The 14,974-nt window shown below is 68.5% G+C and carries 17 protein-coding genes, 1 tRNA gene and 1 pseudogene; 9 read left to right on the top strand and 10 right to left on the bottom strand.

What is annotated here, in order from left to right:
- Nucleotides 1-25 precede the first annotated feature (25 nt).
- The 3 genes from ACODT0_RS29980 to ACODT0_RS29970 are packed head-to-tail and all read left to right on the top strand — an operon-like array spanning nt 26 to nt 2,451.
- Nucleotides 26-550 (top strand): carboxymuconolactone decarboxylase family protein, encoded by a 525-nt coding sequence (locus ACODT0_RS29980; protein WP_261212786.1) that lies wholly within the window; start codon nt 26-28, stop codon nt 548-550.
- Between the two features lie 49 nt (nt 551-599).
- Nucleotides 600-1,451 carry an SDR family NAD(P)-dependent oxidoreductase gene (locus ACODT0_RS29975; protein ID WP_057594458.1) on the top strand — a complete coding sequence of 284 codons (852 nt, stop codon included), beginning with the start codon at nt 600-602 and terminating at the stop codon, nt 1,449-1,451.
- Nucleotides 1,452-1,467: 16 nt separating this feature from the next.
- On the top strand, nt 1,468-2,451 hold the full coding sequence (locus tag ACODT0_RS29970; RefSeq protein ID WP_064262298.1) for a Bug family tripartite tricarboxylate transporter substrate binding protein: 984 nt from the start codon (nt 1,468-1,470) through the stop codon (nt 2,449-2,451).
- A gap of 1 nt (nt 2,452) precedes the next feature.
- Here ACODT0_RS29970 and ACODT0_RS29965 read toward each other — a convergent pair whose 3' ends face one another.
- Entirely contained in the window at nt 2,453-2,680 is a 228-nt protein-coding gene (locus tag ACODT0_RS29965; protein WP_057594459.1) for a hypothetical protein, read from the bottom strand.
- A 159-nt stretch (nt 2,681-2,839) separates the two neighbouring features.
- On the bottom strand, nt 2,840-3,160 hold the full coding sequence (locus ACODT0_RS29960) for a hypothetical protein (RefSeq protein ID WP_296725272.1): 321 nt from the start codon (nt 3,158-3,160) through the stop codon (nt 2,840-2,842).
- 320 nt (nt 3,161-3,480) lie between these two features.
- Here ACODT0_RS29960 and ACODT0_RS29955 point away from each other — a divergent pair, with 320 nt between their 5' ends.
- Nucleotides 3,481-3,717, top strand: coding sequence for a hypothetical protein (locus ACODT0_RS29955; protein ID WP_057594461.1), 237 nt, complete (start codon nt 3,481-3,483; stop codon nt 3,715-3,717).
- Between the two features lie 171 nt (nt 3,718-3,888).
- Here ACODT0_RS29955 and ACODT0_RS29950 read toward each other — a convergent pair.
- The 6 genes from ACODT0_RS29950 to cysS all read right to left on the bottom strand — a co-directional run bounded on the left by ACODT0_RS29950 (nt 3,889) and on the right by cysS (nt 9,389).
- Nucleotides 3,889-3,981 (bottom strand) — tRNA-Ser (locus ACODT0_RS29950).
- A 27-nt stretch (nt 3,982-4,008) separates the two neighbouring features.
- Nucleotides 4,009-5,277 carry an aspartate kinase gene (locus ACODT0_RS29945; protein ID WP_057594462.1) on the bottom strand — a complete coding sequence of 423 codons (1,269 nt, stop codon included), beginning with the start codon at nt 5,275-5,277 and terminating at the stop codon, nt 4,009-4,011.
- A gap of 79 nt (nt 5,278-5,356) precedes the next feature.
- Nucleotides 5,357-6,322: a tRNA lysidine(34) synthetase TilS gene (tilS, locus tag ACODT0_RS29940; protein WP_489042951.1), complete on the bottom strand. Its 966-nt coding sequence runs from the start codon at nt 6,320-6,322 to the stop codon at nt 5,357-5,359.
- 19 nt (nt 6,323-6,341) lie between these two features.
- Nucleotides 6,342-7,322 carry an acetyl-CoA carboxylase carboxyltransferase subunit alpha gene (locus ACODT0_RS29935; RefSeq protein WP_057594464.1) on the bottom strand — a complete coding sequence of 327 codons (981 nt, stop codon included), beginning with the start codon at nt 7,320-7,322 and terminating at the stop codon, nt 6,342-6,344.
- 16 nt (nt 7,323-7,338) lie between these two features.
- Entirely contained in the window at nt 7,339-7,992 is a 654-nt protein-coding gene (locus ACODT0_RS29930) for a DNA-3-methyladenine glycosylase family protein (RefSeq protein ID WP_057594465.1), read from the bottom strand.
- Nucleotides 7,993-8,009: 17 nt separating this feature from the next.
- Entirely contained in the window at nt 8,010-9,389 is a 1,380-nt protein-coding gene (gene cysS / locus ACODT0_RS29925; protein WP_057594466.1) for a cysteine--tRNA ligase, read from the bottom strand.
- Between the two features lie 251 nt (nt 9,390-9,640).
- On the opposite strand from cysS, the gene ACODT0_RS29920 reads away from it, so the two are divergent.
- The 5 genes from ACODT0_RS29920 to ACODT0_RS29900 all read left to right on the top strand — a co-directional run bounded on the left by ACODT0_RS29920 (nt 9,641) and on the right by ACODT0_RS29900 (nt 13,098).
- A complete protein-coding gene (locus ACODT0_RS29920; protein WP_057594467.1) occupies nt 9,641-10,231 on the top strand; it encodes a tetratricopeptide repeat protein in 591 nt (196 codons plus the stop codon).
- A gap of 111 nt (nt 10,232-10,342) precedes the next feature.
- Complete coding sequence (locus ACODT0_RS29915; RefSeq protein ID WP_082321896.1) at nt 10,343-10,930, top strand: peptidylprolyl isomerase; 588 nt, start codon at nt 10,343-10,345, stop codon at nt 10,928-10,930.
- Nucleotides 10,931-10,962: 32 nt separating this feature from the next.
- Entirely contained in the window at nt 10,963-11,475 is a 513-nt protein-coding gene (locus ACODT0_RS29910; RefSeq protein ID WP_057594469.1) for a peptidylprolyl isomerase, read from the top strand.
- Between the two features lie 25 nt (nt 11,476-11,500).
- Nucleotides 11,501-12,277, top strand: coding sequence for a UDP-2,3-diacylglucosamine diphosphatase (locus ACODT0_RS29905; protein WP_489042950.1), 777 nt, complete (start codon nt 11,501-11,503; stop codon nt 12,275-12,277).
- 14 nt (nt 12,278-12,291) lie between these two features.
- On the top strand, nt 12,292-13,098 hold the full coding sequence (locus ACODT0_RS29900) for a M90 family metallopeptidase (RefSeq protein WP_261212804.1): 807 nt from the start codon (nt 12,292-12,294) through the stop codon (nt 13,096-13,098).
- On the opposite strand, the gene ACODT0_RS29895 is transcribed toward ACODT0_RS29900, so the two are convergent.
- Entirely contained in the window at nt 13,095-14,390 is a 1,296-nt protein-coding gene (locus ACODT0_RS29895; RefSeq protein WP_489042949.1) for a flavin-dependent oxidoreductase, read from the bottom strand. The two genes, ACODT0_RS29900 and ACODT0_RS29895, sit on opposite strands and share 4 nt — an antisense overlap.
- A gap of 103 nt (nt 14,391-14,493) precedes the next feature.
- Nucleotides 14,494-14,974, bottom strand: a pseudogene (locus tag ACODT0_RS29890) (DUF349 domain-containing protein); the annotation flags it as partial.

Below are 14,974 nucleotides of genomic sequence, written 5' to 3'. Positions count from 1 at the left end.
TCCTCCAACCACCAACGGACACACCATGGCCCGCATCCCCTACTTCGACCTCGCGCAGGCACCCGACTCCTACACCCGGCTGATCGCCTCGCGCCCGCCGCTCAACCTCTACCGCATGCTGCCGCACGCGGGCAAGGCGGCCGAGGGCTTCCTCGCGCTGGGCGGCGCGATCCTGCGCGACAACCGGATCGACGCGAAGCTGCGCGAGATCGCGATCCTGCGCGTGGGCATCCTCAGTGGCGCGAGCTACGAGGTGCACCAGCACAAGCGCGTGGCGCGCCGCGTCGGCCTGGCCGAGGACAAGATCGCCGCGCTCGAGAAAGGCGCCGACACCGCCGCGCTCGACGAGACCGAACGCATGGTGCTGGCCTACACCGACCAGGTGCTGCTGCACGTGAAGGCGCCCGACGCGATGTTCGAGGCGCTGTGCGAACGGCTCACGCCCGGCGGAGTCGCCGAGCTCACGCTGGTGATCGGCTTCTACATGCTGGTGAGCCGCTTCCTCGAGAACTTCGAGGTCGACATCGAGCCGCCCGGCACGGTCGAGTGAACGGCCGCCCTTCCCGCCCTTTCCCCGAACAACTTCTTCCTTCAGCACCATGAACCTCGCTCCCCAGGAACTCGACCCCGGCCTCCAGATGCACGACGAAACGCTGGGCCGCTCGCCGGGCCGCGGCCGCCTGCAGGGCCGCCGCGTGCTCGTGATCGGCGCCGGCCAGCGCGACATCCCCGAGGAACAGCCGCCCGTGGGCAACGGCCGCGCGATCTCGCTACTGTTCGCGCGCGAGGGCGCGAGCCTGGCCTGCGTCGACATGTCGCGGCCCGCGGTCGAGCAGACCTGCGCGCTGGTCGAGCGCGAGGGCGGCCGGGCCTTCGCCGAGGTCGCCGACGTGCGCGATGCCGCGGCCATCGCGCCGCTGGTGCGGCGCTGCGCCGAGCGCCTGGGCGGGCTCGACGGGCTGGTGCTCAACGTCGGCATCTCGCGCGCCCTGCCGCTGGACCGCCAGACGGCGGCCGACTGGGACGAGGAGTACGCCGTCAACGTGCGCAGCCACATGCTGTTCAGCCAGGCGGCGCTCGAACTCATGGCGCCGGGCTCGGCCATCGTGCTGATGTCCTCGCTGGCCGCGGTGCGCAACAGCGGGCGCAACCCGGCCTACGAATCCTCGAAGGCCGCGCAGGTGGCGCTGGCGCGCGCCATCGCGGTGGCTGGCGAGCCGCGCGGCATCCGCTGCAATGCGCTGCTGCCGGGCCTGATGGACACGCCCATGGGCCGCGACGCCTCGCGCCGGCGGCCGGGCCGCGCGGCGGCCGTGCCCTTCGGCCGCCAGGGCACGGGCTGGGAGGTGGCCTACGGCTGCCTCTACCTGATCTCGAACGAATCGAGCTACGTCAACGCGCACGCGCTGATGGTCGACGGCGGGCTGGGCGTGGGCGTGGCCCGCGCCTGAGCGAGGAGACCTCCTCATGAACGCAGACGCCTCGCGCCGCGGCGCGCTCCTGGCCCTGCTGGCGGCGGCGCTCCCGCTGCCGGCCAGCGCCCAGGCCGACAGCTTCCCCACGCGCCCGATCAAGCTGGTGGCCGGCTTCACGCCCGGCGGCGCCACCGACATCACGGCACGGCTGCTCGCCAACCAGATGGGCAGGATCCTCGGCCAGCCGGTGGTGGTCGAGAACAAGCCCGGTGCCTCGGGCAACATCGGCGCCGAGTTCGTCGCGCGCGCGCCGGCCGACGGCTACACGATCATGTACACCACGAGCACGGTGCACGGCATCAACCCGAACCTGTTCGCGCGCCTGCCCTACGACCCGGTGAAGGACTTCGCGCCGATCATGCGCGTGGGCAAGACCACCATGGTGCTGATCGCGAACAACGACTTTCCCGCGAAGACCGTCGGCGAGCTGATCGCGCAGGCCAGGGCCAGGCCCGGGCGCGTGGCCTATGCGAGCGCCGGGCCGGGCAGCACCTTCCACCTGACCACCGCGCTGTTCGCCCATCGCGCGCAGGTCGAGCTGCTGCACGTGCCGTACAAGGGCAGCGGGCCCGCGCTGTCGAACCTGATGTCGGGCGACGTGCAGGTGATGTTCGACAACATCTCCTCCTCGCAGTCGCTGATCAGGGCCGGCAAGGTGCGGCCGATCGCGGTGGCGGCCACGGCGCGCTCGGCGGTGCTGCCCGAGGTGCCGACCATCGCCGAGTCGGGCCTGCCGGGCTTCGGCATCTATTCGTGGGGTGGCCTGGTGGCGCCGGCCCATACGCCGCGCGAGGTGATCCGCAGGCTCAACGAGGCCGCGAACAAGGCGCTGCAGACCGAGGAGGTGCGCCAGGCGATGCGCGACAACGCGAGCGAACCGCAGGGCGGGACGCCCGAGGAGTTCGCGGCCTTCATCCGCAGCGAGATGGCGTTCTGGGGCGACGCGGTGAAGCTGACCGGCGCGAAGGCGGACTGATTCAGTCGGCGCTGCAGTTCCAGGCGCGCACGAACTGGACCGCCTTGGCCTGGGCGCGCTGGAAGGCGATGTCCCAGGTCGGCTGCTCGGAAATCACCAGGGCGCAGCGTGGAACGCCGTCCAGGAAGATCTCGGCCACGCCGGCGCAGGAGCCGTCGGCATTCATCGTGGGTTCGAAGGCGCCGGTCCAGTGATCCGGCAGTTCGAGAACGAGGGAGGGAGCGTGCATGTGCGCTCCATCTTAGGACTCAGGCTCGAAATAGACAACAAAAGTTAACATTCTTGCCGGAACAAAATCACGTTTTCCGCGCAAAAGCAGAAATGATTTGCTGGCAATTCGGCAATGTTTCGACTGGATTTGGGCCAGCCTGCCCGCTGTCGTTCCGGCTCAGGGCCGCGGCAGGCTCGAGAGAAAGGTCGAGACGAACAGCGATGCGGCCCGCCCGACCTCGAGCACCTCCGACAGATCGAAACGCTGCGGCGTGGCGCCGCTGTCGTCGCCCGCGTGCCGCACCTCGATCAGCACCTCGCTCGCGAGCTCGCGGTCGCCGCGGGCTTTTCCGTCGGGCATCAGCCAGGTATCGAGCATTTCCGGCGGAATCCGGCGAAAGATGGCGACCGCCGGCACGTAGCGGAAACATCGCTCCTCGGCCGTGGCGATGGGCATGCTGACGCGACAGGCGAAGCTGTCCTGCAATGTGTTTGTCACTCCCTGTACCTTTTTTGTGTGACGAGTTACGTAAGTTAATTCCTCCCTGCATGGGTAGGAAGAATCGAGTTACGTTTTGCATGGACGGTTTGTGAATAACACACGCTTGCGGATTCACAGTTCACGGTTTCACGTCCTCATTGCCGTCGTCGATGGCTTTCAGGCCGACGCAGTTCACAAGGCTTGACCGCGCGACGCTAAGGTTTTGACCTTCGTGACGCGCACGACTCCGCCTACAACCAAAGACATCAGGTAACTGACGGCAACCTTTGTTAAATCACCCGACCATCGCTCCAGCCCATCGACAACAGGAGGTACTGATGAGCTTCAAGGAGATCAACGACCGTTTCGGCCTGCAGTTCCAGCGCGGCAGCCGCGTGTTCTGCGACGGACGCCTGGGCACCATCACCGGCGCGACGCATTCGCACATCCGCGTGCGCTTCGACGGCCGCCAGAACGGCGCGCCCTGCGATCCGCTGGAAGTGCGGCTGGTGGACACGATGCCGGCGGGCGTGCCTGCCATGCCCGAGTCGCAGGTGTCGGTGCACGGGCAGTAGGCGAAACGATCGGGCGGCCATGCAATGCCGCCGCCATGCTGTCAGGCCGCGAAGGAACGAAAAGAAGGAAGCGCCACCCAGAGCGCATTCCGAGCGGCCAAGAAAAAAGCCCAGAAGCAGCGATGCTTCTGGGCTTTTCCGTCCTTGGACTTGCGTCCTCGGCACGGGTCTTGGCGGAACCGGAGGGATTCGAACCCTCGATGAGGCTCTACACCCCATACTCCCTTAGCAGGGGAGCACCTTCGGCCACTCGGTCACAGTTCCTGAAAGAAGCCGAGATTATGCCATCACTCAGGCGGCTGGTTGGTCCAGATCGAAGGCTTTGTGCAACGCGCGCACCGCCAACTCCATATATTTTTCGTCGATCACGACCGAGGTCTTGATCTCGCTGGTCGAAATCATCTGGATGTTGATGCCCTCTTCGCTCAGCACGCGGAACATCTTGCTCGCCACGCCCACGTGGCTGCGCATGCCGATGCCGACGATGCTGACCTTGCAGATCTTGGTGTCGCCGACGATCTCGGTCGCGCCCAGCGAAGGCATGACCTTGGCCTGCAGCAGGTCGACGGTGCGCGCGTACTCGTTGCGGTGCACCGTGAAGCTGAAGTCGGTCTTCCCGTCCTTGCTGAGGTTCTGGATGATCACGTCGACCTCGATGTTGGCGTCGGCCACCGCACCGAGGATGTGATACGCGATGCCCGGCTTGTCGGGCACGCCGAGCACCGAGATCTTGGCTTCGTCGCGGTTGAAAGCGATGCCGGATACGACGGCTTGTTCCATGTTTTCGTCTTCCTCGAAAGTGATCAGCGTGCCGGACTTGGCCTCTTCATTGATGTCGATGTCCCAGGGCGTGAAGCTGGACAGCACGCGCAGCGGCACCTTGTACTTGCCGGCGAATTCCACCGAGCGGATCTGCAGCACCTTGGAGCCCAGGCTCGCCATCTCGAGCATCTCCTCGAAGCTCACGGTCGAGAGGCGGCGCGCATCGGGCTCGACGCGCGGGTCGGTGGTGTAGACGCCGTCGACGTCGGTGTAGATCAGGCACTCGTTGGCCTTCATCGCGGCCGCGATCGCCACCGCCGAGGTGTCGCTGCCGCCGCGGCCCAGCGTCGTGATGTTGCCGGCATCGTCCACGCCCTGGAAGCCGGTGATGACGACCACGCGGCCGACCGCGAGGTCGGCGCGCACGCGGGCATCGTCGATGCTCTCGATGCGGGCCTTGGTGTAGGAGCTGTCGGTGCGCACCGACACCTGCCAGCCCGCGTAGCTCACGGCCTCCACGCCCTCGGCCTGCAGCGCGATCGCCAGCAGCGCCGACGAGGCCTGCTCGCCCGTGGAGGCGAGCATGTCGAGCTCGCGGTTGTGCGCCTCGGCCGGTTTGCTGGGCGCGAGCTCTTTCGCCAGGCCGAGCAGGCGATTGGTTTCGCCGCTCATGGCACTCGGGACCACGATCATCTGGTGGCCGGCGCGCGCCCACTTGGCGACGCGCTTGGCGACATTGCGGATGCGCTCGGTCGAGCCCATCGACGTGCCGCCGTATTTGTGAACGATCAATGCCATGGGTGAATTCTGAGAGAAGAAAAATCCCGCGCTTCAACCATATGCGGCGCATGCGGCGAAGGCGGCGCCCCGCAGGCTGTCAGCGCGAGGCTGGTGGCGAGGGCGGGGCATTGTACCAATGCAGCCGATCCCCCCTGCGTTCGGCGAAACCGTCGGCCACCTTGAGGTGGATCCGGTGGCCGCGCGTGGTGCAGGCGCGGACCTGGTCGAGCCACTGGTCGAGCTGCGCCGCGCTCGGTGCGCGACCGTGCACGCGCGCGAGCCAATGGCGCAATACGTTGGCCTGCCGGGCACGCGACAACGCCTGCAGCGCGGCGATCCGCGGCGGCTCGCCGACGGTCTCCAGATCCTGCGCCGCGACCTCGTCGAGCAGTTGCTGCGCCTGCGCCGCATGGCCGGCGCTGCGCGCGAAGGTGCCGCGGAACTGCGGGAAGGCCTCGGCCAGCGCGGGCAGCAGCACGGCGCGGATGCGGTTGCGCGTGAAGCGCGCGTCGGTGTTCGTCGGATCCTCGATCCACGGCAGCCCGGTGGCCTCGAGCCACGCGCGGATCTCGCTGCCAGGCACCGCGAGCAGCGGTCGATGGAAGTCGATGCCGCCGCGCAGCGCATGCGCGGGCATGGCCGAAAGACCCGGCAGCCCCGCGCCGCGCGACAGCGCCAGCAGCAGGGTCTCGACCTGGTCGTCGGCGTGATGGCCCAGCGCGATGGCGCGCACCCCCTGCTCGCTCGCCATCGCGGCCAGGGCCTCGTAGCGCGCGCGCCGCGCCGCATCCTCGGGGCTGTCGCCGGCGGCATGGCGCGCATCGACGCGCCGCACGCTCGCGGGCACGCCGAGCCGCTCGCAGACCGCGCGGCAATGGCGTTCGAAATCGTCGGCCGCCGACTGCAGGCCGTGATGCACGTGCAAGGCACGCACCTGGCCCGGCCAGCGCGCGGCGCAGGCCGCCAGCAGTGCGGTGGAATCGGCCCCGCCGCTGAAGCCCACGGCCAGCGGCAGATGCGCCGGCTCGAACGCGGCCAGGGCCCGTTCGAAGGCGGCGATCATGAAAGCTGCGCCAGCGGGCTCAGCGGCCGGCGTCGGCCTTGGTGTCGGTGAAGCGGCCGTAGCTCTGGAGGCGCTCGTAGCGGCGGTCGAGCAGTTCGCGCGGCTTCAGGTCGCTGACCTGGCGGAACGCATCGTTGAGCGCGCGCTTGAGGAAGGCGGACATCTGGCGATGGTCGCGGTGCGCGCCGCCGACCGGCTCGCTCACGATCTTGTCGACCAGGCCCAGAGCCTTGAGGCGGTGCGCGGTGATGCCGAGCGCGTCGGCGGCTTCCTGCGCCTTCTCGCTGGTCTTCCAGAGGATCGAGGCGCAGCCTTCGGGGCTGATCACCGAATACACGGAGTACTGCAGCATCAGCACCTGGTCGCCGACCGAGATCGCCAGCGCGCCGCCGGAGCCGCCCTCGCCGATGATGGTCACGATGATCGGCACCTCGAGCTGCGCCATCTCGAAGATGTTGCGGCCGATGGCCTCGGACTGGCCACGCTCCTCGGCGTCGATGCCGGGATAGGCACCGGGCGTGTCGACGAAGGTGAAGACCGGCAGCTTGAACTTCTCGGCCGTCTTCATGAGGCGCAGCGCCTTGCGGTAGCCCTCTGGCTTGCTCATGCCGAAGTTGCGCGCGGTGCGCTCCTTGGTGTCGCGGCCCTTCTGGTGGCCGAGCACCATGCAGGGCGTGCCGTTGAAGCGCGCGAGGCCGCCGACGATCGAGAGGTCGTCCGAGAAGTGGCGGTCGCCGTGCAGTTCGACGAAGTCGGTGAAGATCTCGTGGACGTAGTCGAGCGTGTAGGGGCGTTCCGGATGCCGCGCGATCTTGGTGATCTGCCAGGGCGTCAGGTCGCTGTAGATGTCCTTGGTGAGTTGCTGGCTCTTTTTGCCGAGCTGATCGATTTCTTCCGAGATGTCGACCGCGGATTCGGTCTGCACATAGCGCAATTCTTCGATCTTGGTTTCGAGCTCCGCGATGGGTTGCTCGAAGTCTAGGAAGGTTCGTTTCGCCAACGTCTTCTCCTGTTTTTCAGTATGCGACGACCGGCGCCGGGTCGAGAGAGCGCCAAATATACCAAGTCGCCACGCTGCAATACGGGGCCCAGGCCACGGCCACGTCGCGGGCATCGCTGCGGCTGACGGGGTCGCCCGAAAAATAGTTGACGCTGATGCCGTTGAGCAGCCCCAGGTCGTCCACGGGCAGCACGTTGGGCCGCATCAGGTGGAAGATCAGGAACATCTCGGCGGTCCAGCGCCCGATGCCGCGAATGGCGACGAGCTCTTCGATGATCAGCTCGTCGGCCATGTCCTTCCAGGCATCGACGTGCACCTTGCCCGAGTCGAAATGCAGCGCGAGGTCGACCAGGTAGTCGATCTTGCGCACCGACAGGCCGGCCGCGCGCATGTCGTCGACCTTGAGCTTGAGCACGTTGCGCGGCGTGAGCTTGCGCGGCAGCGCGGCGAAGCGGTCCCAGACCGATTGCGCGGCCTTCACCGAGATCTGCTGCCCGACGATGCTGCGCGCCAGCGTGACGAAGGCGTCGCCATGCGATTCGAGGCAGGCATCGCCGAACTGCGGAATCAACCGCTTCATCACGCGGTCCTTCTTGGACAGGTGCCTGCAGGCCTCCTCCCAATAGTCCGGCGTGATGATCTCGACGCTCGTCTTGGGCAGGGTGGGCATGGGATTGGTCGTTCCGTTCACTGGGCAACGGCCCAGGTGGTGCCGGTGGGCGAGTCCTTGAGCACGATGCCCTGGTCGAGCAGCTCCTTGCGGATGCGGTCGGCCTCGGCGAAGTTCTTCGCGGCCTTGGCATCGGCACGCTGTGCGATCAGCACCTGGATGGCCGCGTCGTCGAGCGCGCTGCCCGCCTGCAGGAAGGCCTGCGGGCTGCCCTGCAGCAGGCCGAGCACGCCGCCCAGCGCCTTGAGCAGGCCCGCGACCTCGGCCGAGCGCGTGCGGTTGACCTCGCCCGCGAGCTCGAACAGCACGGCGATCGCCTCGGGCGTGCCGAAGTCCTCGTCCATCGCGGCCTTGAAGCGCGCCGCGTGCGGTTGCGTCCAGTCGATCGCCACGTTCGCGGGCGCCACCGCGTCGAGCGCGGTGTAGAGGCGCTTGAGCGAGTTGCGTGCATCGTCGAGATGCACGTTGCTGTAGTTCAGCGGGCTGCGGTAGTGCGTGCGCGCGACGAAGAAGCGGATGGTCTCGGCGTCGTACTTCTCGAGCACGTCGCGGATCAGGAAGAAGTTGCCCAGGCTCTTGGACATCTTCTCGTCGTCGACGTTGATGAAGCCGTTGTGCATCCAGGTGCGCGCGAACGGCGCCTGGCCGGTCGCGCCCTCGGATTGCGCGATCTCGTTCTCGTGGTGCGGGAACTGCAGGTCGGCGCCGCCACCGTGGATGTCGAAGCGTTCGCCCAGCAGGTCGCAGGCCATGGCCGAGCACTCGATGTGCCAGCCCGGGCGGCCGGGCCCGAACTCGCTGGCCCACTTCACCTCGTCGGGCTCGCTGGGCTTGGCGCTCTTCCAGAGCACCGGGTCGAGCGGATCGTCCTTGCCGTCGAGCACAGCCACGCGCTCGCCCGCATGCAGCTCGTCGAGCGACTTGCCGCTGAGCTTGCCGTAGCCGGGAAACTTGCGCACCGCGTAGTTCACGTCGCCGTTGGGCGCGCGATAGGCCAGGCCCTTCTGCTCGAGCGTGCCGATCATCGCGAGCATCTGCGGAATGAACTCGGTGGCGCGCGGCTCGTGCGTGGGGCGTTCGATGCCAAGCGCATCGGCATCCTCGTGCAGCGCGTCGATCATGCGGTCGGTCAGCGAACGGATGCTCTCGCCATTCTCGACCGCGCGGCGGATGATCTTGTCGTCGATGTCGGTGATGTTGCGCACGTAGGTCACGGCGAAGCCGCTGGTCTTGAGCCAGCGCTGCACCACGTCGAAGGCGATCATCGAGCGCGCATGGCCCAGGTGGCAGAAGTCGTAGACCGTCATGCCGCAGACGTACATGCGCACCTGACCGGGCAGCAAAGGGGAGAACTCCTCCAGTTCACGCGAAAGCGTGTTGTAGATGCGCAGACTCATGAGATTCGGAAAGCGTCGTGTCGCGCTCGTGCGATGCGGGCGAACGACGGTGTTTTCAGGGGTGATGGGGCTGTGGCGACGAGGCGGCTGGACAGGGGCCCTCGGCTACAATGCCGGGCAGTATAAACGGCTGCCGCCGAGTCTTCTTCCGGGTGTTTTCGAGCCCTTGCGCAGCGCAAGGCTTGCTCCCGACCCGGCTCCACCCCGCCCCCAATTCCGCGGCATTCGTGCCGCACTTTTGCAGAGGCTTCATGAAGAACGCCGTGTTTCCCAGACTTTCGATCGCCATCGCCCTGCTGTTCGGCCTGTGGGCCTCCGCGGCCCAGGCCAACGACTACGACGACGTCAACCTGCTGCTGCGCCAGGGCAAATCGAACGAGGCGCTGGCCAAGGCCGACACCTACATCGCCGGCAAGCCGCGCGATCCGCAGATGCGCTTCCTGCGCGGCGTGATCCTCACCGAGCAGGGCAAGAAGGACGAGGCCGTCAAGACCTTCACCCAGCTCACGCAGGACTTCCCCGAACTGCCCGAGCCCTACAACAACCTCGCGGCGCTCTATGCCTCGCAGAGCCAGTTCGACAAGGCGCGCGATGCGCTCGAGACCGCGCTCAAGCTCAACCCCAACTACGCCACGGCCGAGGAGAACCTCGGCGACGTGTATGCGCGCCTCGCCGCCCAGTCCTACACCAAGGCGCAGCGCTTCGCGACCACCAACACCAGCGTCGCGCCGAAGCTCGAACTGATCCGCCAGATCTTCACGCCGAAGGCCGAAGCCGACGCGGCCGCGCTGCCCGGCGCCGCGCCCGTGGTGCGCAAGCCGGTGGGCCGCACCAGCAAGTAGGCGACGCGAGCCGCCGTCGAAACGCGGCCTCGCGCCGGAACGTTTTTCGCAGGCTCGCGCTCCCACGGCCAGCCTTCATCCTTTTCATCCCTCGGACACGGAGCTCTTTCCTTGACGATCCAAGCCCTCTCCCGTTTCAGCCGCCGCGGCGCCCTCGTGTTCGCGGCCACCCTCGCCTTCGCCGCCGCGGGCCATGCCCAGGCACAGCAGCGCGTGAAGCTCGCGACCTCGGCCGGCGACATCGTGGTCGAGCTCGACGCGGCAAAGGCGCCGAAGACGGTCGAGAACTTCCTGCAGTACGTCAAGGACAAGCACTACGACGGCACCGTGTTCCACCGCGTGATCGACGGCTTCATGATCCAGGGCGGCGGCTTCACGGCCGACCTGCAGCAGAAGCCCACGCGCGCGCCGATCCCGCTCGAGGCGAGCAACGGCCTGAAGAACGACAAGTACACGATCGCCATGGCGCGCACCGGCAACCCGAACTCGGCCACCTCGCAGTTCTTCATCAACGTGAAGAACAACGACTCGCTCAACGCCCCCAACCCCGACGGCTACGGCTACACGGTGTTCGGCAAGGTGGTGGCGGGCACCGACGTGGTCGACAAGATCCGCGGCGTCGCCACCGGGAACAAGAACGGCATGCAGAACGTGCCGGTCACGCCGGTCGTGATCCAGTCCGCCACCCTGGCGAAGTAAGCCAGCCCCACCCCTTTCAAGGAGCATCCAGCATGAGCAATCCCCAAGTCGACCTGCACATCCAAAACCTCGGCGTGATCACGCTCGAACTCGACGCCGAGAAGGCGCCGAAGTCGACCGCCAACTTCATCGAGTACGTGAAGAAGGGCCACTACGACAACACGGTGTTCCACCGCGTGATCCCCGGCTTCATGGTTCAAGGCGGCGGCTTCGAGCCCGGCATGAAGCAGAAGCCCACCGGCGCGGAGATCGAGAACGAGGCCAACAACGGCCTGAAGAACGCGGTCTATACCGTGGCGATGGCCCGCACCAGCGCGCCGCACTCGGCCACCGCCCAGTTCTTCATCAACGTGGCCGACAACGGCTTCCTCAACCACACCGCCCCCTCGGCCCAGGGCTGGGGCTACGCCGTGTTCGGCAAGGTGGTCAAGGGCACCGAGGTGGTCGACAAGATCAAGGCCGTGAAGACCGGCCGCAAGGGCTTCCATGACGACGTGCCGCTCGAGGACGTCGTGATCGAGAAGGCCGTCGTCGTCGGCGAATGACGACAGGGCCGGCGGCGGCATGAGCATGGCAGCCACTGCACCCGCGGCCTTCGCGGAACTGGTGGCGCCTGCCTCCTGGCGCACCGTCGACCTGATCTCCGACCTGCACCTGCAGGCCGGCGAGCCCGCCACCTTCGAGGCCTGGCGCGGCTATCTCGAGAGCACGCCGGCCGACGCGCTGGTGATCCTCGGCGACCTGTTCGAAGTCTGGGTCGGCGACGACGCGGCCGACGAGCCGGGCTTCGAGGCCCAGTGCGCCGAGCTGCTGCGCCGCACGGCCGCGCGGCTGCCGGTGTTCTTCATGCACGGCAACCGCGACTTCCTCGTCGGCGCCGCGCTCGCGGCCCGAAGCGGTCTCACGCTGCTCGACGATCCCACGGTGCTGGTGCTGCACGGCGAACGCTGGCTGCTGAGCCATGGCGACGCGCTGTGCCTGGACGACACCGACTACCTGCGCTTTCGCGCCCAGGTGCGCACGCCCGAGTGGCAATCGGCCTTTCTCGCGCGCCCGCTCGCCGAGCGCCGCGCCCTCGCGCGCGCGATGCGCGTGCAAAGCGAGGACCGCAAGCGCGATCCCTCGGTGGTCTGGGCCGACGTCGATGCCGATGCGGCGCGCGACTGGCTCGCGCGTGGCAACGCACGCACGCTGATCCACGGCCACACGCACCGCCCGGCCGACCACGACCTCGGCAACGGCCTGCGCCGCCTCGTGCTCAGCGACTGGGATGCCGCCGCGCATCCGCCCCGCGCGCAGCTGCTGTGCCTGTCCCCGGCGGGCGCCCAGCGCGTCGATCTGCGCTAGACACACCCCACGCGATGCTCGACTGGCTGCGCCGCCTGCGCCATCCGCGCGCCCTGCCCCCGATTCCCGAAGCCGCCTGGCAGGCCACGCTCGCGCGCTATGCCTTCCTGGCCGAGCGCCCGGCCGCCGACGTCGAGCGGCTGCGCGTGCTCACGGCGCAGTTCCTGCGCGACAAGCAGTTCCATGGTGCCCAGGGCTTCGTCATCACCGATGAGGTCGCGCTCGCGATCGCGGCGCAGGCCGTGCTGCCGGTGCTGCACCTGCGCGGCGGCCTGGTCTGGTACGACGATTTCGTCGGCATCGTGGTGCATCCCTCCGAGGTGGTCGCCCAGCGCAAGGTGGTCGACGAGGCCTCGGTGGTCCACGAATACGAGGAAGTCGTGGCCGGCGAGGCCATGGACCACGGTCCGGTGATGCTGAGCTGGCAGGACGTGCTCGCCAGCGGCGCCACCAGCGAGGGCGGCTACAACGTGGTGATCCACGAGTTCGCCCACAAGATCGACATGCGCGGCGGCGATGCCGACGGCTGCCCGCCGCTGCCGCCGGGCTTCGCTGGCAGCCGCAATGCGCGCGAGGCGCGCGCGGCCTGGCTCGGCGTGCTGCAGCCCGCCTACGAGGCCTTCCGCGAGCAGACCATCATGGCCGAGCGCTTCGGCGCCGAGCCGCCCTGGCTCGACGACTATGGCGCGACCTCGATCGGCGAATTCTTCGCGGTGGCCTGCGAGGCCTACTTCGTGAACCGCGCGAACTTCGGGCGCGACTTTCCGGGCGTGCTCGAACTGTTCGACCGCTTCTTCGGCCCGCCGCCGAGCCGAGGCTAGGCGGCGATCCTCGCGCCCGGCGCGATCGTCGACGGCGCCGCGTTGAGGGTCTCGATCGCGAAGCCGGCCGCGGCCTTGTAGCGCGCCATGTAGGCTTCGCGCTCGGCCGCCGGAATGACCTGCTCGATGTCGTCGAACACGCCGCCGCAGCGCTCGTCGACCAGGCCCAGCAGGCCGAACGGACCGGCTCCGCGGTTGCGCAGCACCAGCGCCGAGATGTCGGCGCACAGGCGCTCGTCGTAGGCGCGCAGCGCGGCCGGCGTCACGCCGTGCGAGAGCATGGAGGCGCCGAGCACGCGCGCATCGACGATGGCCTGGCTCGCGCCGTTGGAACCCACCGGGTACATCACGTGCGCGGCGTCGCCGAGCAGCGCGACATGGCCGTCGACCCAGGTCGGCACCGGGTCGCGGTCGATCATCGGGTACTCGAAGACCTCCTTCGCGCCGCGCAGCATCGAGGGCACGTCGAGCCAGCCGAAGTCCCAGCCATCGAAGTGGTGGGCGAAGTCCTTCAGTTCGACGCGCCGGTTCCAGTCGCCCTGCGTCCAGCCCTCCGCGTTGTCGACCGTGATCTCGGCGATCCAGTTGATGGTGGCCAGGCCCGTGGCGGGATCGGGCGGCGAGATCGGATAGAGCACCACGCGATGCCGCAGCGAGCCGACGCCGACGAAGGACGCGCCGCTGCGCACCGGCACGCCCGGCGTGGTGCCGCGCCACATGATGGCGCCGCCCCACTGGATCGGCGGCTGCTGCGGATGCATCTGCGCGCGCACCGCCGAATGCAGGCCGTCGGCCGCCACCAGCAGGCGGCCCTCGACCTCGCTGCGCTGGCCGTCGCGCGACTCGACCAGCGCGGTCACGCCCTGCTCGCCGTTGCGATAGCCCGTGACCCGCTGGCCGAGCTGGATCGCATCCGGCCCGAGCCGCTCGAGCGCCGTGCGATACAGCAGCATCTGCAGCTCGCCGCGATGCAGCGAGTACTGCGGCCAACGGTAGCCCGCGCGCAGTCCGCGCGGCTCGGCATAGACCTCGTTGCCGTTGCGCCCGACCAGCGCCCATTCGCGCGCCTGGATGCCGATGCGGTCGAGCAGGTCGTTGCCGATGCCGAGCTCGTGCAGTTCGCGCACCGCGTTGGGCTGCAGGTTGATGCCCACGCCCAGCGGCTGCAGCGCGGGCACCGCTTCGAGCACGCGGCAGGGCACGCCGATCTGGTGCAGGGTCAGCGCGAGCGAAAGGCCGCCGATGCCGCCACCGGCGATCAGTACGGGAGATGCGTCAGGAGTGGAGGCCATGCGGCGATCGTCGAAAGTCGGAAAAAGGAAGGGCCGCACGAAGCGGCCCGAGGAATGCCGGGCTCGCCACGGGCGCCCGGGCCCGCGGCGGCGCGTCGGCCGCTTACTTGCGCAGCAGCGCCTTCAGCGCGTTCTGCAGGCGCCGCGCGCTGGTCGCGTCGTGCGCAGCGGCCAGCACCTTGCCGGCATCCTGGCCCCAGGTCTGGGCCGGCGCCGGATCGCCGCGCTTGGTCAGCAGCTTGAGCTGCAGCGCACGGCGCGCTTCGAGCTGCTCGGCGGGCGTGGGCACTTCGGCGGCCATCTCGAGGCGCAGCAGCGCTTCGGCAGCCTCGTCGGCACGCGCGGCCGGCGAAGCGCCGATTGCCTGCGACCAGCTGCTGCGCACCGCGGGCGTGACCGCGCGGCCGAGTTCCTGAACGCTCGGCAGGCGCGCGGCATCGCGCTGCTCCCAGGCGCCGAGCACCTGGGTCAGCGCTTCGCCGTGGGCCTGGGCCGCCAGCTTGCGCAGTGCCATGTCGGCACGCTCGAGCGCCTCGCGCTGGGCACGGAAGGCGGTGTCGCCCAGGCGAGGACCGCGGTCCTCG

The sequence above is a fragment of the Variovorax sp. FG153 genome, assembly GCF_057809595.1.
This window is presented reverse-complemented; position numbering and strand designations above follow the sequence as displayed.

Excerpts from the sequence above, each read along its gene's own strand:
- ACODT0_RS29965 (WP_057594459.1), bottom strand. The coding sequence starts at position 2,680 with ATGCACGCTCCCTCCCTCGTTCTCGAACTGCCGGATCACTGGACCGGC.
- ACODT0_RS29905 (WP_489042950.1), top strand. The coding sequence starts at position 11,501 with ATGGCAGCCACTGCACCCGCGGCCTTCGCGGAACTGGTGGCGCCTGCC.
- tilS (WP_489042951.1), bottom strand. The coding sequence starts at position 6,322 with ATGATCGCCGCCTTCGAACGGGCCCTGGCCGCGTTCGAGCCGGCGCAT.
- ACODT0_RS29955 (WP_057594461.1), top strand. The coding sequence starts at position 3,481 with ATGAGCTTCAAGGAGATCAACGACCGTTTCGGCCTGCAGTTCCAGCGC.
- ACODT0_RS29920 (WP_057594467.1), top strand. The coding sequence starts at position 9,641 with ATGAAGAACGCCGTGTTTCCCAGACTTTCGATCGCCATCGCCCTGCTG.
- ACODT0_RS29895 (WP_489042949.1), bottom strand. The coding sequence starts at position 14,390 with ATGGCCTCCACTCCTGACGCATCTCCCGTACTGATCGCCGGTGGCGGC.
- ACODT0_RS29980 (WP_261212786.1), top strand. The coding sequence starts at position 26 with ATGGCCCGCATCCCCTACTTCGACCTCGCGCAGGCACCCGACTCCTAC.
- ACODT0_RS29975 (WP_057594458.1), top strand. The coding sequence starts at position 600 with ATGAACCTCGCTCCCCAGGAACTCGACCCCGGCCTCCAGATGCACGAC.
- ACODT0_RS29970 (WP_064262298.1), top strand. The coding sequence starts at position 1,468 with ATGAACGCAGACGCCTCGCGCCGCGGCGCGCTCCTGGCCCTGCTGGCG.
- ACODT0_RS29945 (WP_057594462.1), bottom strand. The coding sequence starts at position 5,277 with ATGGCATTGATCGTTCACAAATACGGCGGCACGTCGATGGGCTCGACC.
- cysS (WP_057594466.1), bottom strand. The coding sequence starts at position 9,389 with ATGAGTCTGCGCATCTACAACACGCTTTCGCGTGAACTGGAGGAGTTC.
- ACODT0_RS29910 (WP_057594469.1), top strand. The coding sequence starts at position 10,963 with ATGAGCAATCCCCAAGTCGACCTGCACATCCAAAACCTCGGCGTGATC.
- ACODT0_RS29930 (WP_057594465.1), bottom strand. The coding sequence starts at position 7,992 with ATGCCCACCCTGCCCAAGACGAGCGTCGAGATCATCACGCCGGACTAT.
- ACODT0_RS29900 (WP_261212804.1), top strand. The coding sequence starts at position 12,292 with ATGCTCGACTGGCTGCGCCGCCTGCGCCATCCGCGCGCCCTGCCCCCG.